The sequence below is a fragment of the Lysinibacillus sphaericus genome, assembly GCF_015844675.1.
GTDB classification, from domain to species: Bacteria; Bacillota; Bacilli; order Bacillales_A; family Planococcaceae; genus Lysinibacillus; species Lysinibacillus sphaericus_E.
This window is the reverse complement of record NZ_LDGC01000025.1, coordinates 213,934-233,443: the sequence shown is the minus strand read 5'-3', so window position 1 is coordinate 233,443 and position 19,510 is coordinate 213,934. Positions and strand designations below refer to the sequence as shown.

Genomic DNA, 19,510 nt, shown 5'->3' with positions numbered 1-19,510 from the left:
ACTCACCCTATATAACGCGTTAAATTCTCAAAAATGTCTCTCGCATAGCTAGTCACTTGTGATAACATCCAAGGACCGAAAAATACGATGGCTGCTAATACAGCGACGATTTTTGGAACGAATGCTAAAGTTTGCTCTTGAATCGATGTTGTTGCCTGAAAAATACTTACCGCTAAACCAGTGATTAAAGCAACTAATAGTAGCGGACCGCTTGTTAGAAGGATAATCATAATGGCACGCTCTGCAATTGAAATAACCAATTCACCTGTCATACTGTATCATCCCCTAAAAACTTTGTAGTAATGATTTCATCACAAGATACCAACCATCCACGAGTACAAATAATAAAATCTTAAACGGCAATGAAATCATTACCGGTGGTAACATCATCATCCCCATCGACATTAGCGTACTTGCGACAATCATGTCGATTACTAGGAATGGAATAAAAATCATAAAGCCGATTTGAAATGCTGTTTTAATCTCACTCAATGCAAAAGCAGGTACTAGCATTGTAAGAGGGATTTCTTCTACAGATGCTGGCCTTTCTGCCTTATTATACTTTAAAAATAAATCAAGATCCTTTTGCCTTGTATGCTTACTCATAAATTCTTTAAAAGGCTCACTGGCACGATCATATGCTTCTTCAATGCCAATTTCCTCAGAAAACAATGGCTGTAATGCCTCTTTATTGACCTCTTGAAATGTTGGGGCCATGATAAAGAAAGTTAAAAATAAAGCAAGACCTACAATGACCTGGTTTGGTGGCATTTGCTGTGTCGCCAATGCAGTACGCGTAAACGATAAAACAATAACAATTCGCGTAAACGATGTCATCAAAATTAAAATACTTGGTGCCAGTGAAAGAACTGTTAACATCAATAGAAGCTTCACAGAGCTGGAGACATTTGTCGGGTCGCTGTTGGAAAAAATACTGATTACATCATTCATTTATCATCATTCTCCTTTTGCTTCCATTTCTCCAGTTCTTCATTGCGCTCCTGTTTAATTTCGGAAATCTTTTTTTCGAACATCTCACCAAAAGAGGTTTGTTTTTGCTGTACGGATGAACTTTCATTATTATTTCTCTTAAACTTAGATAATACTTCTGCAATATACGGTGATGTTGCTGCAAGTTCTTGTCGTTCATTATATAGCGCTAAAAGTGTTGCAACTTCATCAGGATCAGTAATTTCACGTAATAGCTGGACATCCTCACCGACCCCAACTAAATAGAGTGTTTTACCTACTTGTAATAGTTGTACTGACTTTTGAGCACCTAGTGATAAACCGCCTAAATTTTGTACTAATTGATTACGTTGAAAGTTTAAATTTCTTTTATTTAAAAACTTCATTAATCCATAAAATAAAACTACAACAAAAATAAGCGCCAAAACCATTTTTATGTATTCCCACGCAGATAAGCCTCCAGCCGCTGGTTCATCTGAATCTTTCTTAGCAGCTGGAGTACTATCTTCTTTACAATCTCCTTTAATGCAGTCGCTCACAAAATTCGTGTCAGATTCTGCATATACAGAAGTCGTTGTAGGGTACAAAAACAGGAAGGATACAAGAAATGCGAAAATCATCGTTAGACGAAATGATTTTAACATTTGCATTCAATCATCCTAGAGCTTTTTGAATCGCTTCAATTACACGATCAGCTTGGAAAGGTTTCACTATAAAGTCTTTCGCACCTGCTTGAATTGCATCGATTACCATTGCTTGTTGTCCCATTGCTGAACACATAATGACAGTTGCATTTGGATCTGAACCCTTAATCGCTTTAAGAGCTGCAATACCGTCCATCTCTGGCATTGTAATATCCATTGTTACTAAATCTGGCTTTAATTCGTTGTACTTATCAACAGCCTGTAAACCATCAGCTGCCTCCCCAACAACTTCAAATCCATTTTTCGATAAAATATCCTTGATCATCATGCGCATGAATGCGGCATCGTCTACAATCAAAATTCTTTTAGACATGGTTAACTCCTCCAATTGAAACTATCTTAAATTATTCAAACGCTCTGCTTGACTTAAAACATCTGTAATACGGACACCGAAGTTTTCATCAATAACAACGACTTCACCTTTAGCTATTAAACGGCTATTAACTAAAATATCAACTGGTTCACCAGCTAATTTATCTAGTTCAATAATCGAACCACTAGATAGTTCTAATATCTCTTTTACAGAACGCTTTGTACGTCCTAACTCTACAGTAACTTGCAATGGAATATCAAGTAGCATATTTAAATTTCTAGCTTCAGATTGCGAGATAACATTCGGATCAAAACTAGCAAACTGTGCTTGTTGAACATTGACCGGTTGAACAGGTCTTGTCGCTTGCGGAATCTGCTGTTGCTCTTGATACATTGGTTGCTGCACCGACGCTGGCTGCTGTTGATATACTGGCTGCGCAGGCGGTGGTGTTACAGGTGCTTGTTGTTGCATAGGCGCTTGTTGTTGGACAGGCGACGGTGCTACTGGCGCTTCAGGAGCTAGTGTTGCAGCCACAGGTTCCTCGATTGATTCTGTTTCTCCTAATAGAGATTTAACAATGTTTTGACTAAATTTCAGCGGTAATAATTGCATGATATTCGAATCAATTAAATTACCAATTCTCAATCTGAACGATACTTTTACGAGTAAATCATCTTCAGGAATATTTTCTCGTCCTTCATTTTGAGAAATATTCATTAAATCGATAGTAGGTGGAGAAATATCCACTTTTTTATTAAATACTGTCGACATTGAAGTAGCCGCAGAACCCATCATTTGATTCATAGCTTCTTGCACGGCACTTAGCTGAATCTCACCTAAATCTGGTTTCGGATTTAAGCCATCTCCACCTAACATTAAATCAGCAATAATCGCTGCATCGGATTGCTTAATAACGAGTAAATTCATACCTGTTAATCCGATTGTATATTCAACCTGTACGGCTACATAAGGATGAGGAAATTCCTCTTCTAATTTATTTCGGTTAATCATTGAAATACTTGGGGTAGTAATATCTACCTTTTGCCCTAGTAACGCTGAAAGCGCTGTGGCAGAGCTTCCAAAAGATATATTTCCTACTTCACCTAACGCATCTTGGGCAAACGAATCGAGGTAATCCTCTACTCTTAAATCATTCATATCTTCATTTGTAGAAGCTTCAGTGCCGCTGTTTTTATCTTCCAACGTTTCGCCCCTTAATAACGCTTCAATTTCTTCTTGGGAGAGCATTTCATCACTCATCTTCGTCTCCTCCTTTCAAAGGGTCGATAATCTGGATTGCTAATTTTTTACCTTGTTTTCCTGGTTGAACTGTAAATTTCGGTAATGTTCCTACCTTTAATAGTAGTGGATCTTCAATTTTTTGTTCTAATTGAATGACATCCCCAATTTGCATTGTGAGGAAATCCTCAATGGTAATGTCGGTAATACCTAGTTCAACAGAAACCGGTAGTTGTGCTTGTTTCACGCTTGTTTCAAGCATTTTAGTTTGCTCTGGAGACATTTCTTTTGTATTTGCCTGCATCCAGTAGCGAACAGAAAGATTTGGAACAATAGGCTCCAATACAACATGCGGAATACAAATATTAATCATACCGCTTGTCTCACCGATTATCGTATTTAAGGAAATAACGACAACCGTTTCATTTGGCGAAATCATTTGTAAAAATTGAGGGTTGACCTCAAGCTCCACTAAAATCGGATCAATTTCCGCAACATTTTCCCATGCCTCGCGTAAATTGTCGAATGAGCGCTCAAAAAGGTTTGTCATAATTTTAGTTTCAATCTCTGTTAAGTTATCCACATTACTATGACTCGCTCCACTACCGCCCATTAAACGATCTAACATAGAGTAGGCAATGTTTGGGTTTATTTCCATTAGGATATTACCATCTAATGGCGGCACTTCAAACACATTAATGAGTGTCATATTCGGAATCGAACGTACAAACTCTTCAAATGGTATTTGGTCCACTGATGCAACAGTAATCTGCACATAGCTTCTCAGCTGTGCAGAAAAGAAGGTTGTCAGTAATCGTGCAAAATTTTCATGTATTCGGGTCAAACTTCGGATTTGATCTTTTGAGAAACGTAGTGCACGTTTAAAGTCATACACTTTAACCTTACGCACCTCGTCCTCTTTTTTCATATCATCAGCTGACATTTCCCCCGTTGATATTGCGGAAAGCAGCGCATCTATCTCTGATTGAGATAATACATCTCCTGCCATTTGCCCACCTCCATTTCAAGCAGTTTCTTTATTATTGTGTGATGAAGGAGGTAATATAAATTTCCTGAACTTCTCCCTCTTGCATCAGTTCATTTAATCGTGTTTTTAATGATTTTTGGAAAATTTGTTTACCTTGCTTACCTTCTAAATCCTTTTGCTCCATTTCAGAAAGCTCTTGAATAACAATGTTTTTCACTTGGAAATCACGCTTCGTTAACTCAGTACCAGCATCTTTATTTGTTGTTTGAATTTTTAACGATATGCGTACAATTTTGTTATCAGCTAGATTTGTCGTAATTTCTGGAATTTCTACAGAAGCTTCTACGATTTCATCAATGGTTGGCTCAAGAGATCCTGCTGGCTTATTAAATTGGGTATATAACACAAACCCAATCCCCCCAATAAGTATGATTGCTACTAGTACGATGATAATCATCGTTAACACTTTGTTATTCTTCATCTTCTTCACCTCGTAGATGCGGGTTTGATAGTATTTGTATATTTTTATAAAAGGCTGTTACCTTTTGTCGCACCTCATCTTCACTCTGTAAAACAATGATTTTAGTTCCAGTCGTTAATGTAATGGTCGTATCTGGAAAAGATTCGACCGTTTCTATGTATAAAGCATTCAATGTAAATACTTTGCCATTTAAACGTGTTAGTTCAATCATTGAAATAGGGCCGGGTCTAGCACGAGAGCCGGCCCGACCCTCCCTCATATGAAATTATGTTTTTAGTTTTGAGCACTTTGTAATCTTAACCAGTATTTCTTTACTTACAAATTACTTAGCGTTTTAAATTCACAAGCTCTTGAAGAATTTCATCAGAAGTTGTGATAATACGTGTATTTGATTGGAAACCACGTTGCGCTACAATCATTTCTGTAAACTCCTCTGAAAGGTCTACATTGGACATTTCTAGGGATCCAGCTTGAACAGAACCAATCCCACCTACTGTTCCAACTTGAGCGTATGGTTCTCCAGAGTTTGCTGTAGGTTGGTAGTAGTTACCACCCATTTTTTCAAGACCTCCAGCATTTGGGAACTTTGCGAGTATGAGTTGACCTGCATATTGTCGGTCACCTTTATAGTCTACATACGTAACTGTACCATCTTGACCAATAGACATTGATTGCGCTGTTGTAGGGATACGAATCGGTGAAATATCAGCTGCAAAATCCATTCCATCAGCGATATTACCTTCTAAATCAGCAAGTCCATTCCCTTCTTTTTGTTCCTCAGCTTGAGAACCATCGATTGAATCACCATCAGCAGAAATCGATAACTCATCACTTGCGTGACCGACTAAATATTTACCATCGGCATTCACTAAATATCCATTTCTGTCCATGTAGAAGTTACCAGCACGTGTATAGAGAATATTGTTGTAACCCTCTGCATCTAGTTCCCCGTCTTCATTAGGTGCACCATTTGCATCACCTACCATAAAGAATCCATCACCAGCTATAGCTAAGTCTAACTCACGAAACGTTGTTTGCATTGACCCTGAACCGTGAATTGTATCGATTGCAGCGAGTTGTGAACCTAAACCAATTTGCTTAGCGTTAACACCACCACGAGTTTGAGTAGGTGAAGAGGCACCCGCTGACGTTTGAGACATTAAATCTTTAAATACTACACGTCCTTTTTTAAAGCCGTAAGTATTAACATTAGCAATATTATTTCCAATTACATCGAGCTTCGTTTGGAAGTTTTTTAAACCTGAAATACCAGAATACATAGAACGTAACATAATGTCGTTCTCCCCTCGTCTATTAATTGCATGCTTCTATCAATCAGCACGCCTAGGCCTCCTATCACAGGTCCAGCCTTTACAGCACGATTGTGCCATCAATATTTGTAAATATTTGCTGTTTTGCTTCCGTGCGGTCCATCGCGGTAATGACAGTTGCGTTTTTAGCGCTGACAATTAAAGCTGCTTGATCCATCAAGACTAATGGTTGTTTGACACCTTTTGAGTGTGCTTCAAATACCTTTTCTGATACAACCTGCCATTCTTGTTTAGAAATCGCTATATTACGCTCGATAATACGTTCATGCGCATGCTTGCTCACTTTTAATTCTTGTTGCTTGGTAGCTTCTTGTAAATGAGCTTTAAACGATTGCTGTGTTTTTATTGGCGTTGGTTGTGTCTGGCGAATAGATGGATGTAATGGTACACGATGTAATGAAAACTGATCCATCATTCTTCTCCACCTCTATTCGCTTACTTCGGTAAATTCTTTTTGTGTTAATTTTTTGTCATTGTCTAATACGTAATAAATAACGCCATCTTTATTCGAGACAGAAACGATACGTCCTTGTAGTTCTTGCTCGCCGTCTTTATAGGTAACTTTTTTACCAATGAGCTTGCTTGCTTGTACAAGAGGAGATTCTTTTTCAGTATTGTTATCACTCGAATTCGTTCCTGAACCGCCTAAAATAGCTGAAATATTGCCAGGCGTTATTTCCTTACCATCAGCTAATACGAATACTATATCTCCGTCTACAAATTTCAACGATTCAATAATGCCTGTTCCTTCATTGATAATAGGTTTCTTGTCTTCATCCAACTCTTCTGTTATCTCATGCCATTTTACTTCTTTACCAACAAATGTTGTATAACTCATAAGCTGTGTTTGTTGCTGTGAAGCTAATAATGAATTCATCGCTTTTGTCATATTTTGCATTTGTTCTAAAGAAGAGAATTGCGCCATTTGAGAAATAAATTCTCGGTCGTCCATAGGATTTGTTGGATCCTGATGTTTTAATTGTGCAATTAATAATTGTAGAAAAGCATCCTTACCGAGTTCCTTATTACCCGTTTCCCTAACTGGCTTCTTATAATTCTGATAGTAAAAATCATCCGTTATTTTTCCAGTCATTTTATCAGTCGTTGCTTCTGCCATCTCTACACCTCCTCACTAATTAGATAGTCACTAAAGGACTTGCCTTCATCGTCATCGTCGCTTTTTTGCTCTTCCTCATCTTGCTGCTGTTGCTTAAAGAAATTATTGAAGAAGCTTTGGTCGCGTTGTTGACGATCTGCATCTTGTAGTGATTGGGCAATATCAAGGCGATCCACTTGAATATTTTGCTGTACGAAGGCTTGCTTTAATTGATGCGATTGACTATCAAGTAATTCACGACCTTGTGCTGTTGAAGCTAGCAAACGTGCTGTAAGGACACCGTCATTTTGCACAAGCTCGATACGAATTGTTCCTAAATTTTCTGGATACAATTTCAATGTTAAGCGGGTAATACCTTGTGCATTCGAGATTTGGGCTCTATTGATAATTGCTTGCATCTCTTTTAATAATGCCTCTGACTGCGCCGGTTTTGCAGCAGGCAGTGTCACTTGGAACGTATCTGCTTTTGTTTGGACTGTATTGGTAGTCACCATTTCATTCGCACTTGTGTCTGTCTGTTTTGTAACTTGAACTTGTTGAACTACTTTCTGAAAGCCTTGTAACGGAAGTGTTACTGTTGTTTTCGTTGTTACTTGCTGTGCCGTTTGAAGCGTCTCAACTTGTGTTTGCATCGTTGTCAAAAGACTCTTGACGTTAGTTAGTACGTTTTCTTGTGAAGCTGTTAAGTCTGTTTTTTGTCCAACTAGCTGTGCTAATTTTAACACTTGAAGCAATGGCGCTATTTCTTTCGGTGTCATTTGTCCATCACCTTGTATAGCTGCTACGATTTGTGTTTGAAGCATTGGTGCCTGAGCGTCTACTAGCGCTAAAAGCTCCCATATATCTCTTGCTTCTTGATCTTCCCCTAACAACTGTTGTACTAATTGTTGGAGTTGCCCGGTCTCAATCCCCAATGCATCCATTAAGTGATCAACATTTAACATTTCATCTATTGCAACAGCTTTACCTTCTTCACCAATTTGAAGCATTAACAAGCCATCGTCATGAGGGATACCTAGTACATCTAGTACTTCTTCTATAGACTCAGCATTTAAAACAGCTGCTAAATCAGAGATATCTTTTGTATCTGTTGACTGTGTTTGCTGCTGTATTTGATTTGAAGAAGAAATAACCTTACCAAACACTGATCCAAACGTTGCTAACTTTTCTTTGTTCGACGGTCCATTTGCTGTCACATTGGAATCGCCTGTTGTCGAAGACTTTGTAGCCGCGTTTTTAGTTGGTATAGCCTTAGACATCATTTGCATCATAGCTACATCCATCATTTCACCTCCTTTCAGATATTCTTATTGTTTAGCCATCATTTCTGTATATTTAGCTGCATCTTGTGGTTCCATCTTTTCTAGAATCGCCGCTAATTTATCTGGCTTTAAATTTGTTAAAATACGAAGTGCTTCTGTATCACTCATTTTAATTAGAACTGGCGCCGCTGCTTTAGGGGACATCTTATCGAATGTTTTTAAAATATCAGTAAAGTCACGCTTTACGTCACTTTGCTCCCTATTTAATTTTTCAACTTCAAATTTCAGCTGCTCATTTTCTGTCGTTAACTTTTCTTTTTCAGTTGTTGATGTATCGATCTTTTTTTGTAACTGTACAATTTCTGCTTCTTTTTCTTGTATTTCAGCCTGTAAATTTACAACCTTCGAATCATTATTTACTATGGCATCTCTTGCTTGTTGTTCTTCTGAAGGAACGAATGGTAAACTTTCGAATGCTTTCTTCCCTAAATCAAAGACATTCGTATTCATTAAGGTTGCAACAACAAGTAGAATTGCCGCTACAAACATAACCGGTATTAAAAACCATGTGAAAAACTTTCGAAGGCCTCCTGATTTACGTTTAGGCAGTTGTTCTTCTAATTCCGTCTTAAGTCGATTGTCTTTTTTCGTCATGAAATCACCTGATTTCTCTCTTGTTATACGTAAGCGTTGAAATCTCATCTAAAAAAATACCTTCGATACGATCCTGCTCTTGCTGGAACACTTTGAAATCTTTTTCTCTCATTTTTTCAAATTTACGTACTTCCAAGTTTTTTTCTAATAATTTTTCTTCGTGCCAATTCATTTTTGCACGAGCTTGAACAACTTTCTGCTGTACATCAGCAATTGTTTTTTCGAGGCTATCAATAAAACGTGCATAATGATGAACTTCCTCTATTGATGAACCTACAGCTAAACGCTCCTGTTGAAACTCTATTAAATCTTCTTTCTTTTTTAACAACTCATATAACTTTGTCGCTACTTCCTCAAAAGAACGTACAGATTCTTTATAGGCAATTTCAGTTTCATTTTTTTCCTGCTCTCGAATGGTTAACACTTTTTCAAAACGATAAATATAACTTACCACTCTAATGTCCACCACCGTTCGATAATGAAATTAACTCATTCATACTTTCCTCAAGGGTCACTTTATCTAAATACCCTTGCTTTAAATAAGCGGTAATGAGCGGTTCATAGTAAATAGCTTCATCAATTTCTTTTGATGTTCCTTTCTTATATGCACCGATATTAATTAGATCCTCCGACTTGTCATATGTATAATAAAGCTCTCTTAATCGTTCCGCAGCCTTTTTGTGCTCTGGTTCTGCCACATGATTCATCAAACGGCTGACGCTTTTTAATACATTAATAGCTGGATATTGACCTTTATTGGCAAGGTTTCGATCAAGGACTATATGACCGTCTAAAATCCCTCGCACAGTATCAGCAATCGGCTCATTCATATCATCACCATCTACTAACACTGTATAAAATGCAGTAATAGAGCCTTTCTCATTAGTACCTGTGCGCTCTAATAATTTAGGTAAAATCGCAAAAACAGATGGTGTGTATCCTTTTTGAGCTGGTGGTTCACCTGTCGCAAGACCAATCTCACGCTGTGCCATAGCAACACGAGTCACGGAGTCCATCATCAACATGACATTTAAACCACGATTTCTAAAATATTCGGCAATCGCTGTTGCGGTAAAGGCACCTTTAATGCGCATCAGCGCAGGCTGATCGGAAGTGGCAGCGACAACTATAGAACGACTTAAACCCTCTGGCCCTAAGTCTCGCTCTATAAACTCACGAACTTCACGACCACGCTCTCCAATTAGTGCGATTACATTTAAATCCGCTTGTGTATTTCGCGCAATCATACCAAGCAATGTACTTTTCCCGACCCCAGATCCTGCGAAAATACCAACACGTTGTCCATTACCCACTGTAAGCATGCCATCAATTGCTTTAACACCTACTTCGAGTCTTTCATTAATAGGTGGGCGTGTTAGCGGATTTGGTGGGTCCTGCTCTGTCGGAACTGACATTAATCCTTTCGGTAATAAAGTTCCATCTATCGGATTCCCCATAGAATCAAGTACTTTACCGATTAGCTCGGGGCCAACTTTTACTTCAAGTGGGGCCCCTGTACCTTCAACTAGACAGCCAATTGATATTTCTCTTAGGGAGGTAAAAGGCATTAAGACGACAATTTCATCTTTGAAGCCTACAACCTCTGCCAAGATAATTTGATGACCGTTTTTAGAAGTTTCCACATAAATTTTACAAACGTCACCAATGGAACTATCTGGACCTTGCGACTCAATCATCAAGCCGACAACTCTAGTAACTCTACCAAACTTTTTAAAGGTTGGTATTTGAGGAATTTGTTCGATTAATTGAGCCGTTTTCATCTAGATCATTCCTTACTTTCTAATATTTCATGTAACTTCAATCTTAGTTCGTTTAATTGCTCGTCAATACTTACAACAATTCGACCATGATTTGTTTCTATATAACAATCTGTTTCATTTTCTAAATCTTCATTTACAAAAATCATAAATGGTACATCAGTTGGGAACATTTCAGCCAGTTCATCACGATTACCAGTAATTAATGCATAGTAAGTAGGTGCAACATAGATTTTTATTTCTTTCATTTCTCTTGCTTCTTTAAGTCCTCTACGAACGATTGACACAAATAATTCGTTGTCTCGCTCTAAAGATGTATTAATAATTCGCTCTGCGGCGGTTAAACCTAGCTCTAAAATAATCGATTCTTGATCTTCAATATATTTCCGAGCATTCTCCCCCGCTTGAATAATTATTTCATTGGCCGTTTGGAGAGATTGCACCATCGCTTCATTCGCTTTGTTTGTTCCATCCTCATAACCTTGACCAAATCCTTCATCATAAGCTTCTTGCACTCGATTAGGTCGTTCTTCTTCCCAGTCTTGCTTTAAACGTTCTATTTCCTGGGAGAATATTTGCTTTTCTTGTTCAAAAGCCTCGCGTTCAGCCTGTATAGTAGCTCTAGCTTCTGCAAGCAAGCGCTCGCGCTCTTCTAGCACTTCTTCCATAGTAATCTGTTTTTGAGGTTGAATTTCTCCATCTTCTATCTCATGCAACTCAAACATTTCACGGATTTGAATCTTTTTGACATGATCACCATTGGACTGTGTATGTACAGAACGGATGATTCTAGACAATGACGTCATCTCCTCCACCACGTGCAATAATAATCTCACCAGCATCCTCTAAGCGACGAATGACCGCAACAATTCGAGATTGCGCTTCCTCTACGTCACGCAGACGAACAGGACCCATAATTTCCATTTCTTCCTTAAATGTCTCAGCCATACGTTGTGACATATTGCGGAAAATAATGTCTTTTACTTCTTCACTTGAAACTTTCATTGAAAGCAGTAAGTCTTCATTTTCACAATCGCGAATAACACGTTGTATCGAACGATTGTCGAGCGTAACAATATCCTCGAATACAAACATACGTTTTTTGATTTCTTCTGCAAGCTCTGGATCTTGAATTTCGAGTGCATCGAGAATTGTTTTTTCCGTTTGTCGGTCTACACCATTTAACACTTCAACAACTGCATCAATGCCACCAGTTTCAGTGTAATCCTGTGTCACAGTCGATGATAATTTACGCTCTAAAACAGATTCAATTTCACTAATAACTTCTGGTGAAGTTGAATCCATTACAGCAATACGCTTAGCAATATCAGCCTGTACTTCCTGTGGCAATGAAGATAAAATCACACCAGCTTGCCCTGCCTCTAAATATGAGAGGATAAGGGCAATTGTTTGTGGATGTTCATTTTGAATAAAGTTAAAGATTTGTGCTGGATCAGCTCTACGCGCAAAGTCAAAAGGACGTACTTGTAAAGAAGATGTAAGGCGATTAATAATTGTTTGCGCCTGTTCTACACCAAGAGCTTTTTCCAATACTGTCTTCGCGTAACCAATACCACCCTGTGTAATATAATCTTGTGCAAGTGCAATATTGTGGAATTCCTCAATAATTTCCTCTTTCACATTTGCTTCTACTTTTTTAACGCTTGAAATCTCTAATGTTAAACGTTCAATTTCTTCTTCTGTTAAGTGTTTATAGACAGAAGCTGAAACCTCAGGCCCTAATGAAATTAACAAGAGAGCGGCCTTTTGTTTGCCTGTTAATTCCTTATCTTTCTTGGACACAGCCGAACCTCCTAGTTAGTCTTCCGCAATCCAACTACGCAGTAACTTCGCAAAATCGTCTGGCTTTTCTTTGGCCATTTTTTCAAGCTGCTTACGACGCATTGTAGCTTCCGTTTCAATTTCTTCATTTATATCTTCAATCATTAGTTCTTCTTGTTCATCTAGGATACTTAGTTCTTCTTCTTCCTGTGCACGTTTACGTGAACGGATAATGAAGAATGCAAGCAATACTATGACAGCAAGTAAAATGCCGCCGATTACCCAAACCCACCATGGAATAACAGATTTTTCACTAGCTGTCTCTGTTGCTTTACCATTTAAAGGATGCACTGAAACAGCTACTTTTTCATCGATTTGATCTTGAGTAAGTTCAGCTGCTACATCTTTAGAAATCGTCGTACGAACAATCGTACTTAAAATTTGCTGGATATCCTCACGAATCCCATCTGGTAATGTTGCTGCATCAGTTGCTGTCGGCGGTTCAACAATCACTTGGATCCCAATATCTTGAATTTTATATGGTGCCTCTTGGATCTCTTTGCGTATACGATTTACCTCACTATTAATTGTTTCTTCAGTATGTTCGCCTTCTCCATTACCATTTACACCTTCGTTATACGTTGTGAAGTTATCTGTGGTAGTTTCAGCTTCAGGTGTACCAGTAGCTGCAGCCCCTCCAGAATATTGGTCTGTAATACGTTGAGCACTAATTTCTATTCCTGCCATATTCTCTTCGTCAACCGGTGTAACTAGGTTTTCTTCACGATTTTCTTTTTTGAAATCAATGTCTGTTGTCACAGAAACGACTACTTTGTCTTGCCCCATAAGCGTACCTAGCATACTTTGAACTTGTCGTTGTAGGTCACGTTCAACCAATTTTTTCGCTTGTAACTGACCTTCAGCTGTCGTTGTTGAAGTTCCATCAGTAGTCGCAGCATTCAGATCAAAGTACTCAGAAAATTGATTAGAAATAACAATATCGTCCGTCTTTAAATTTGGAACACTTTTGGCAACTAAATTGTACATAGTGGCAATTTGTTGCTCAGTAAATTTATAGCCAGGATCAGTATTCAAAACAATAGATGCTGTCGCATCTTCTTTAACATCCTTTAGGAAAACGCCCTCTTCTGGGACGTTGATCATTACCTTTGCATCTTTTACACCCTCTAGATTTTTAATGAGCTTTGCAACTTCTGTTTCAGTCGCAGCTTTTTTTAATAGATTAAACTCATTATCTGTCATACCAAATCCAGAGCTATTTGCAAAAGAGTAATCAATCGATCCTGTTTGCGGATATCCTTCCGATGCCAACTGCACTAACAATGAATCAACTTGTTCTTCTGGCACTAAAATCGATGTTCCTCCCGGTGCCAGCTCATATTTTACACCTTGGTTATCTAACGCTTCTTTCACTTGTCCGATTTCTCTTGTCGATAAATCTTTATAAAGTGGTACATATGTAATTTTTGTTGCAAAAAGTGTAATAACGGCAGCAAGTGCTATAACCCCTACCACTGAACCAATCATTACAAATTTTTGTTTTTTACTACGACTTGTCCAAAACTGGCTGGTGTCGTTTTTTATTTTCGTCAATCGTTCATTCATTATGAATCCTCCGGTTATAGTGAACAACCTATCCATCTAATAATTCGCGAAAACAGTGATATCCCATAACATTCAATCATTATCATCACCATAACGTATTGATTTCCGTTTCGACTAGGAGCGTCCGATAAACCATTTGGGGCAATCAGGATGTTGGCCTCGAAAGCATTATCACAAGACATGATGTAATTGCCTTCGCTTTTCTATTGTCTCACTCACTTCAAGGCTATCACCTTCTGTATCATGAACGTGATCCCTATGAGTCATCCAACCTCCACATCAATCATCCATTTAAAATATGGGATAAATTCTTTACTTCAATAGTGCTTATTCAATTAAAGTTAGACACTCATACGCATTATTTCTTGGTAAGCTTCAATCACCTTATTGCGAACTTCAATTGTTGCATTTAATGTAATGCTCGCCTTTTGTGATGCAATCATCACTTCGTGCAACTCTACATCTCCACCATTAATTAACTTTTGAGTAAGGTTATCAGAAGTAATTTGTTGATCATTAACCTTCGATATTGCTTCTTTTAACGAGTTCGCAAAGCTTTGTTGTGCTTCATAAGGTGTCACATTAAGTTTATTTGTTTCATTTACAACCTGCGTAGGTGTCATTTGTGAAACGGACGAAATTGTCATTATGTATCTTCCCTTCCTCTTATTTATCTTCCAATCTCTAAAGCCTTTGTCAGCATTGATTTATTTGCATTCAATACAGTTATGTTTGCCTCGTAGGAACGAGTAGCTGACATTAAATCTACCATTTCTTTTAATGGATCTACATTCGGCATATTTACATAGCCATCTGCATTTGCATCTGGATGAGTTGGATCATACACAAGTTTGAAAGGTGTTTCTCTATCTTCTTTTATTTGCGTAACTTTTACGCCGTTGCCAACACCACTTTTTGCATTTTTGCCAACTGCGGCATTAAAGAACTTTGAAAACTGTCCCTCTTGCGCTGTAAACGTTACAGATTTTCTGCGGTATGGCTCCCACTCCCCGTTCACCTGTCTAGCACGGGTTGAATCCATGTTTGCCATATTTGACGAAACTACATCCATTCGTAAACGCTGTGCCGTTAATGCTGAGGCAGTAGTATTCATTCCATGAAAAATAGACATCTATTACTTACCTCCTTTAATAACCGTATTTAGAGTATTTAGCTTACCGTTCATGCGTTCAATTAATGCGTTGTAATAAATTTGGTTTTCCGCAAGCTTTGTCTGTTCAGCATCCATATCTACGGCATTACCATTATTTCGATAACGCAAGCCATTTATATTATTCACACCAGGCGTTGATTGTCGAATCGCGAAATCAAAATGTCTATTATCCGTACGATATGCCGAAATTGACATTTCTTGTTCTTTCTCCAACATATCTTTAAAACTTACATTTTTCGCCTTATAATTCGGCGTATCGACATTCGCAATATTATTAGCGATCGTTTTATGATTCAAAGTTGCATAAGAAAGTCCGTTTTCCAGCTTACTAATAGTTCCTCCAAACAAATCCAAAAAGCTCACCTCATTCTTGTACTTCTTATTTTATCCAATAATACAATTGTAATTAAGATGATACGTAGTGTCTATTGTCTTTTGTCACTTTTTGATAGTATAAACGACCCATTTTTATACGCAAATAACCAGGACAATACTTCCGCATCCCTTGATACCACTGGATTCATAGCCACCCTCCCCTACACTAGTCAATTTACACCATTTCGACAGTGTTTACGGTTTTAGGATCTATTTTATTCCTTTTTTTACCAAAACAACAGTAGACACAATGTCTAAATTAGAGTTCCTTTTTACTATTTGAACATAAGGCTATGATATTACAAAAAATTCAGAATAGTCATTCCATACTGTCTTACAAGTAACAATTGGAGCATATACTTTTTTCACTTACGAAAAAAGTAGCGCATATGTCAAAAGACAAATTTAGGGATAAAGCAATGATATTAGCGTCTAAGAGGGTCGAGAACTTACCTATAAAAATAAGAGAAAAGATTAAAATATAGATGATTCCTCCCCCTTATTTAGTACTAAAACATGATTCGCCATATTTAAAGCATGTAAACCCAACCGCAAATTTCGTCGAATTATAAAAGGCATCTGAACAAGATTATCCCAGATACCTTTCTGTTTCCAATGAATTTTTTGTGTCAAATCCGCCGAAGGCTTTAGGACAACAAATTTGTGAGAAAGCGCAGTGTTGTGCGTAAGCGCAGTGCCAATATAGGGAACTAAAAGGAGGAAGTGGTGGTCGACGCTCGTTACAGGATAGTAAGTAGCCTGGAAAGGGGATAGTAAGGCCACAACATTCACAAAGTTTCACTTAGCCATTTCGATTCTCTATATGATAAAAGGCATCTGGAACAAAATTATTCCAGATGCCTCAGATCGTCCGAAAAGGACGCTATTTTATTATTTCATTTTAATTTCAGCTAATGCATTTAAGAATTTATCGTTCAGTACTTTAATGTAAGTACCTTTCATACCTAAAGAGCGAGATTCGATTACACCTGCAGATTCTAGTTTACGTAATGCGTTTACGATTACTGAACGTGTAATACCAACTCGGTCTGCAATTTTTGAAGCAACAAGTAAGCCTTCATGGCCATCAAGCTCTTCAAAGATATGTTCAATAGCCTCTAACTCACTGTATGAAAGTGAATTGATTGCCATTTGTACAACAGCTTTGCTACGAGCTTCCTCTTCAATTTCCTCAGATTTCTCACGTAAGATTTCCATACCAACTACTGTTGCACCGTACTCAGCTAAAATTAAATCATCATCCTCAAATTGTGAAGATAAACGAGCAAGAATTAATGTACCAAGACGCTCACCACCACCAACAATCGGTACGATCGTTGTTAATGCGTTTTGGAATAACTCTTTGTTTTCAACTGGGAAAGCAGTATGTTCGTCATTAATATCTAAGTTTGAAGATGTCTCAGAAATTGTAAACAAGCTATGTGTATATTCTTCTGGGAATTGACGCTCTTCGAACATCTTTTTCATACGCTCGTTTTCAATTTGTTGGTGAATTGAAATACCTAAAAGCTTCCCTTTACGGCTTACAATATAAACATTACTGTCGATAATATCTCCTAATGTATCTGCCATTTCTTTAAAGTTTACCGGTTTACCAGCAGATGCTTGGAGCATCGAGTTAATTTTACGTGTTTTTTCTAATAAATTCATTATATGTTCCTCCTATAAATAATCCGAAGAGTATTTTCTTAATATTCTAAATGTTTTTTCAACTCAATGAAACTATTCAGCCTTATCTTACAATATAAACTGCGACAAATCTTTGTTTTTTACTATACCCGCAAGTTTTTGATCTACATATGCAGCAGTGATTGGAATATTTGCGGGTGCAATTTCAGCAGCTTCAAATGATAATTCTTCTAATAAGCGTTCTAAAATTGTGTGCAAACGTCGAGCTCCAATATTATCAGTCTCCTGATTGACCTCAGTTGCAATTTCTGCAATTCGCTCAATCGCGTCTTCTGTAAAGTTTATCTCCACGCCTTCGGTTTCTAATAAGGCCTTGTATTGCAAAATAAGTGATTGATCTGGCTCTTGCAAAATACGCACAAAATCTTGTTTCGTTAATTTTTCAAGCTCCACTCGAATCGGGAAACGACCTTGCAATTCAGGAATTAAATCTGACGGCTTCGACATATGAAATGCTCCAGCAGCAATGAAAAGCATAAAGTCAGTTTTTACAGCACCGTATTTTGTCGTTACAGTAGAACCTTCAACAATTGGTAGAATATCACGTTGCACACCCTCACGCGATACGTTTGCAGAGGAGTTACTATCCTTACTAGCGATTTTATCAATTTCATCAATAAAAATAATACCTGATTGTTCTGCTCTTGAAATGGCTTCTTGAGCAACTTCGTCTGCATCTATGAGTTTATTTGCTTCCTCGATCGTTAAAATACGACGCGCGTCTTTCACTTGTAGACGACGTTTTTTCTGCTTTTTAGGCATTAAACTAGACAGCATATCCTGCATGCCATTGTTTGCAGACATATCCATACCCGTTCCTTGTAACGCATCAAAAATAGAAGGATTTTGTTCAGTTACTTCAACTGTAACCCATTCATTTTCTAATTTACCATTACGTAAATCGATAGCGATTTGCGCACGTTTGGAGCGCACTTCAGTTTCTTCAGAAGAAGAATCATCATTGGCTTGCTGTTCTTTTCCGCCAAATAACATTTCAAACGGATTTTGCATGGACTGTTTTTTTCGTAATGAAGGAACTAATAACTTAACTATCGCTTCGTTTGCTAATTCTTCAGCTTGGTCCTTCACAGACTCCATCATTTCTTCTTTTACAAGACGGTGGGAAGCTTCTACTACATCACGTACCATTGACTCTACGTCTCGTCCTACATATCCTACTTCTGTAAACTTCGTTGCTTCAACTTTTACAAATGGTGCACCCGTTAGCTTTGCAATTCTTCGTGCAATTTCTGTTTTTCCGACACCTGTAGGTCCAATCATCAAAATATTTTTCGGAATTACCTCAGCCTTCATCTCATCACTTAGCAGTGAGCGACGATATCGATTACGTAGTGCAATAGCTACCGCTCGCTTCGCTTCATTTTGTCCAACGATATAACGATCCAAATGCTCAGTAATTTGTCTTGGCGTTAAATTATTTTTTGTCATTAGTTAAGCGCCTCCACGATAATATTATGATTCGTAAACACACAGATTCCAGCTGCGGTTTCTAATGCCGCTTCAGCAATTTCACGAGCAGACATTGTATCACCTGCATACTTTTTCAGGGCACGACCTGCTGATAACGCATAGTTACCCCCAGAACCAATTGCCAAAACTCCATCATCCGGTTCAATTACTTCTCCCGTACCCGAAACAAGAAGGAGTGTACTTTTATCCATTACAAGTAGCATAGCCTCTAATTGACGTAGCATTTTATCACCGCGCCATTGCTTAGCAACTTCTACTGCTGCACGTTGCAAATTGCCATTGTATTCATTTAACTTTCCTTCAAACATTTCAAAAAGTGTAAAAGCATCGGCAACCGATCCCGCAAACCCGGCAAGCACCTGCCCATTAAACAGACGTCTGACCTTCCTAGCTGTACCCTTCATAACAACCGCATTTCCCAGGGTCACTTGACCATCACCTGCCATCGCGCAACCTCCGTTATGATGAACTGCAAATATCGTTGTCGCATGAATTTGTCCCATTCGCCTTCCTCCT

General features: G+C 38.1%; 24 protein-coding genes. All 24 read right to left on the bottom strand.

Features of this window, described 5'->3' with window-relative positions; all coding sequences use genetic code 11:
- Nucleotides 1-2: 2 nt before the first annotated feature.
- The 24 genes from fliQ to hslV all read right to left on the bottom strand — a co-directional run bounded on the left by fliQ (nt 3) and on the right by hslV (nt 19,497).
- Nucleotides 3-272 carry a flagellar biosynthesis protein FliQ gene (gene fliQ / locus ABE34_RS09225; protein ID WP_197141919.1) on the bottom strand — a complete coding sequence of 90 codons (270 nt, stop codon included), beginning with the start codon at nt 270-272 and terminating at the stop codon, nt 3-5.
- Nucleotides 273-285: 13 nt separating this feature from the next.
- Nucleotides 286-951, bottom strand: coding sequence for a flagellar type III secretion system pore protein FliP (fliP, locus tag ABE34_RS09220; RefSeq protein WP_197141917.1), 666 nt, complete (start codon nt 949-951; stop codon nt 286-288).
- Nucleotides 948-1,613, bottom strand: coding sequence for a flagellar biosynthetic protein FliO (locus tag ABE34_RS09215; RefSeq protein ID WP_241747160.1), 666 nt, complete (start codon nt 1,611-1,613; stop codon nt 948-950). Before ABE34_RS09215 ends, fliP begins: the two co-directional genes overlap by 4 nt.
- A 10-nt stretch (nt 1,614-1,623) precedes the next feature.
- Nucleotides 1,624-1,986 (bottom strand): response regulator, encoded by a 363-nt coding sequence (locus ABE34_RS09210; RefSeq protein WP_197141912.1) that lies wholly within the window; start codon nt 1,984-1,986, stop codon nt 1,624-1,626.
- A gap of 21 nt (nt 1,987-2,007) precedes the next feature.
- Nucleotides 2,008-3,246 carry a flagellar motor switch phosphatase FliY gene (gene fliY / locus ABE34_RS09205; protein ID WP_197141910.1) on the bottom strand — a complete coding sequence of 413 codons (1,239 nt, stop codon included), beginning with the start codon at nt 3,244-3,246 and terminating at the stop codon, nt 2,008-2,010.
- The gene (gene fliM / locus ABE34_RS09200) at nt 3,239-4,234 is read right to left on the bottom strand and encodes a flagellar motor switch protein FliM (protein ID WP_197141908.1); all 996 of its coding nucleotides are present in this window, start codon (nt 4,232-4,234) and stop codon (nt 3,239-3,241) included. The genes fliY and fliM overlap by 8 nt, the downstream gene beginning before the upstream one ends.
- 31 nt (nt 4,235-4,265) lie before the next feature.
- Entirely contained in the window at nt 4,266-4,694 is a 429-nt protein-coding gene (gene fliL, locus ABE34_RS09195) for a flagellar basal body-associated protein FliL (protein WP_197141906.1), read from the bottom strand.
- On the bottom strand, nt 4,684-4,905 hold the full coding sequence (locus tag ABE34_RS09190; RefSeq protein WP_197141904.1) for a flagellar FlbD family protein: 222 nt from the start codon (nt 4,903-4,905) through the stop codon (nt 4,684-4,686). Before ABE34_RS09190 ends, fliL begins: the two co-directional genes overlap by 11 nt.
- 115 nt (nt 4,906-5,020) lie before the next feature.
- Complete coding sequence (locus ABE34_RS09185) at nt 5,021-5,986, bottom strand: flagellar hook-basal body complex protein (protein WP_197141901.1); 966 nt, start codon at nt 5,984-5,986, stop codon at nt 5,021-5,023.
- Nucleotides 5,987-6,065: 79 nt separating this feature from the next.
- Nucleotides 6,066-6,437: a TIGR02530 family flagellar biosynthesis protein gene (locus ABE34_RS09180; RefSeq protein WP_197142065.1), complete on the bottom strand. Its 372-nt coding sequence runs from the start codon at nt 6,435-6,437 to the stop codon at nt 6,066-6,068.
- Between the two features lie 15 nt (nt 6,438-6,452).
- Nucleotides 6,453-7,142 (bottom strand): flagellar hook assembly protein FlgD, encoded by a 690-nt coding sequence (gene flgD, locus ABE34_RS09175; RefSeq protein WP_197141899.1) that lies wholly within the window; start codon nt 7,140-7,142, stop codon nt 6,453-6,455.
- A 2-nt stretch (nt 7,143-7,144) separates the two neighbouring features.
- On the bottom strand, nt 7,145-8,428 hold the full coding sequence (locus ABE34_RS09170; RefSeq protein ID WP_241747159.1) for a flagellar hook-length control protein FliK: 1,284 nt from the start codon (nt 8,426-8,428) through the stop codon (nt 7,145-7,147).
- A gap of 21 nt (nt 8,429-8,449) precedes the next feature.
- Nucleotides 8,450-9,058, bottom strand: a complete 609-nt coding sequence (locus ABE34_RS09165) for a MotE family protein (RefSeq protein ID WP_197142063.1) — start codon at nt 9,056-9,058, stop codon at nt 8,450-8,452.
- A 4-nt stretch (nt 9,059-9,062) separates the two neighbouring features.
- Entirely contained in the window at nt 9,063-9,512 is a 450-nt protein-coding gene (gene fliJ, locus ABE34_RS09160) for a flagellar export protein FliJ (RefSeq protein ID WP_197141897.1), read from the bottom strand.
- 1 nt (nt 9,513) lies between these two features.
- The gene (gene fliI / locus ABE34_RS09155) at nt 9,514-10,839 is read right to left on the bottom strand and encodes a flagellar protein export ATPase FliI (protein ID WP_079560460.1); all 1,326 of its coding nucleotides are present in this window, start codon (nt 10,837-10,839) and stop codon (nt 9,514-9,516) included.
- A gap of 5 nt (nt 10,840-10,844) precedes the next feature.
- Nucleotides 10,845-11,633, bottom strand: a complete 789-nt coding sequence (fliH, locus tag ABE34_RS09150) for a flagellar assembly protein FliH (RefSeq protein ID WP_430982157.1) — start codon at nt 11,631-11,633, stop codon at nt 10,845-10,847.
- On the bottom strand, nt 11,626-12,639 hold the full coding sequence (fliG, locus tag ABE34_RS09145; RefSeq protein WP_079560458.1) for a flagellar motor switch protein FliG: 1,014 nt from the start codon (nt 12,637-12,639) through the stop codon (nt 11,626-11,628). The genes fliH and fliG overlap by 8 nt, the downstream gene beginning before the upstream one ends.
- A gap of 15 nt (nt 12,640-12,654) precedes the next feature.
- The gene (gene fliF / locus ABE34_RS09140) at nt 12,655-14,244 is read right to left on the bottom strand and encodes a flagellar basal-body MS-ring/collar protein FliF (RefSeq protein ID WP_197141893.1); all 1,590 of its coding nucleotides are present in this window, start codon (nt 14,242-14,244) and stop codon (nt 12,655-12,657) included.
- A 341-nt stretch (nt 14,245-14,585) separates the two neighbouring features.
- Nucleotides 14,586-14,891 (bottom strand): flagellar hook-basal body complex protein FliE, encoded by a 306-nt coding sequence (gene fliE, locus ABE34_RS09135; protein ID WP_197141891.1) that lies wholly within the window; start codon nt 14,889-14,891, stop codon nt 14,586-14,588.
- Between the two features lie 23 nt (nt 14,892-14,914).
- On the bottom strand, nt 14,915-15,376 hold the full coding sequence (flgC, locus tag ABE34_RS09130; protein WP_197141889.1) for a flagellar basal body rod protein FlgC: 462 nt from the start codon (nt 15,374-15,376) through the stop codon (nt 14,915-14,917).
- Nucleotides 15,377-15,379: 3 nt separating this feature from the next.
- Nucleotides 15,380-15,772, bottom strand: coding sequence for a flagellar basal body rod protein FlgB (gene flgB, locus ABE34_RS09125; RefSeq protein WP_197141887.1), 393 nt, complete (start codon nt 15,770-15,772; stop codon nt 15,380-15,382).
- Between the two features lie 912 nt (nt 15,773-16,684).
- Nucleotides 16,685-17,464 (bottom strand): GTP-sensing pleiotropic transcriptional regulator CodY, encoded by a 780-nt coding sequence (codY, locus tag ABE34_RS09120; protein ID WP_049668434.1) that lies wholly within the window; start codon nt 17,462-17,464, stop codon nt 16,685-16,687.
- A gap of 87 nt (nt 17,465-17,551) precedes the next feature.
- Nucleotides 17,552-18,952, bottom strand: coding sequence for an ATP-dependent protease ATPase subunit HslU (gene hslU / locus ABE34_RS09115; RefSeq protein WP_197141885.1), 1,401 nt, complete (start codon nt 18,950-18,952; stop codon nt 17,552-17,554).
- Nucleotides 18,952-19,497, bottom strand: a complete 546-nt coding sequence (gene hslV, locus ABE34_RS09110) for an ATP-dependent protease subunit HslV (protein ID WP_079560452.1) — start codon at nt 19,495-19,497, stop codon at nt 18,952-18,954. Before hslV ends, hslU begins: the two co-directional genes overlap by 1 nt.
- Nucleotides 19,498-19,510: the final 13 nt, after the last annotated feature.

What these genes read in the sequence shown, in the direction of transcription:
- fliQ (WP_197141919.1), bottom strand. Translation starts at nt 272, where the DNA reads ATGACAGGTGAATTGGTTATTTCAATTGCAGAGCGTGCCATTATGATT.
- fliP (WP_197141917.1), bottom strand. Translation starts at nt 951, where the DNA reads ATGAATGATGTAATCAGTATTTTTTCCAACAGCGACCCGACAAATGTC.
- ABE34_RS09215 (WP_241747160.1), bottom strand. Translation starts at nt 1,613, where the DNA reads ATGTTAAAATCATTTCGTCTAACGATGATTTTCGCATTTCTTGTATCC.
- ABE34_RS09210 (WP_197141912.1), bottom strand. Translation starts at nt 1,986, where the DNA reads ATGTCTAAAAGAATTTTGATTGTAGACGATGCCGCATTCATGCGCATG.
- fliY (WP_197141910.1), bottom strand. Translation starts at nt 3,246, where the DNA reads ATGAGTGATGAAATGCTCTCCCAAGAAGAAATTGAAGCGTTATTAAGG.
- fliM (WP_197141908.1), bottom strand. Translation starts at nt 4,234, where the DNA reads ATGGCAGGAGATGTATTATCTCAATCAGAGATAGATGCGCTGCTTTCC.
- fliL (WP_197141906.1), bottom strand. Translation starts at nt 4,694, where the DNA reads ATGAAGAATAACAAAGTGTTAACGATGATTATCATCGTACTAGTAGCA.
- ABE34_RS09190 (WP_197141904.1), bottom strand. Translation starts at nt 4,905, where the DNA reads ATGATTGAACTAACACGTTTAAATGGCAAAGTATTTACATTGAATGCT.
- ABE34_RS09185 (WP_197141901.1), bottom strand. Translation starts at nt 5,986, where the DNA reads ATGTTACGTTCTATGTATTCTGGTATTTCAGGTTTAAAAAACTTCCAA.
- ABE34_RS09180 (WP_197142065.1), bottom strand. Translation starts at nt 6,437, where the DNA reads ATGGATCAGTTTTCATTACATCGTGTACCATTACATCCATCTATTCGC.
- flgD (WP_197141899.1), bottom strand. Translation starts at nt 7,142, where the DNA reads ATGGCAGAAGCAACGACTGATAAAATGACTGGAAAAATAACGGATGAT.
- ABE34_RS09170 (WP_241747159.1), bottom strand. Translation starts at nt 8,428, where the DNA reads ATGATGGATGTAGCTATGATGCAAATGATGTCTAAGGCTATACCAACT.
- ABE34_RS09165 (WP_197142063.1), bottom strand. Translation starts at nt 9,058, where the DNA reads ATGACGAAAAAAGACAATCGACTTAAGACGGAATTAGAAGAACAACTG.
- fliI (WP_079560460.1), bottom strand. Translation starts at nt 10,839, where the DNA reads ATGAAAACGGCTCAATTAATCGAACAAATTCCTCAAATACCAACCTTT.
- fliF (WP_197141893.1), bottom strand. Translation starts at nt 14,244, where the DNA reads ATGAATGAACGATTGACGAAAATAAAAAACGACACCAGCCAGTTTTGG.
- fliE (WP_197141891.1), bottom strand. Translation starts at nt 14,891, where the DNA reads ATGACAATTTCGTCCGTTTCACAAATGACACCTACGCAGGTTGTAAAT.
- flgC (WP_197141889.1), bottom strand. Translation starts at nt 15,376, where the DNA reads ATGTCTATTTTTCATGGAATGAATACTACTGCCTCAGCATTAACGGCA.
- codY (WP_049668434.1), bottom strand. Translation starts at nt 17,464, where the DNA reads ATGAATTTATTAGAAAAAACACGTAAAATTAACTCGATGCTCCAAGCA.
- hslU (WP_197141885.1), bottom strand. Translation starts at nt 18,952, where the DNA reads ATGACAAAAAATAATTTAACGCCAAGACAAATTACTGAGCATTTGGAT.
- hslV (WP_079560452.1), bottom strand. Translation starts at nt 19,497, where the DNA reads ATGGGACAAATTCATGCGACAACGATATTTGCAGTTCATCATAACGGA.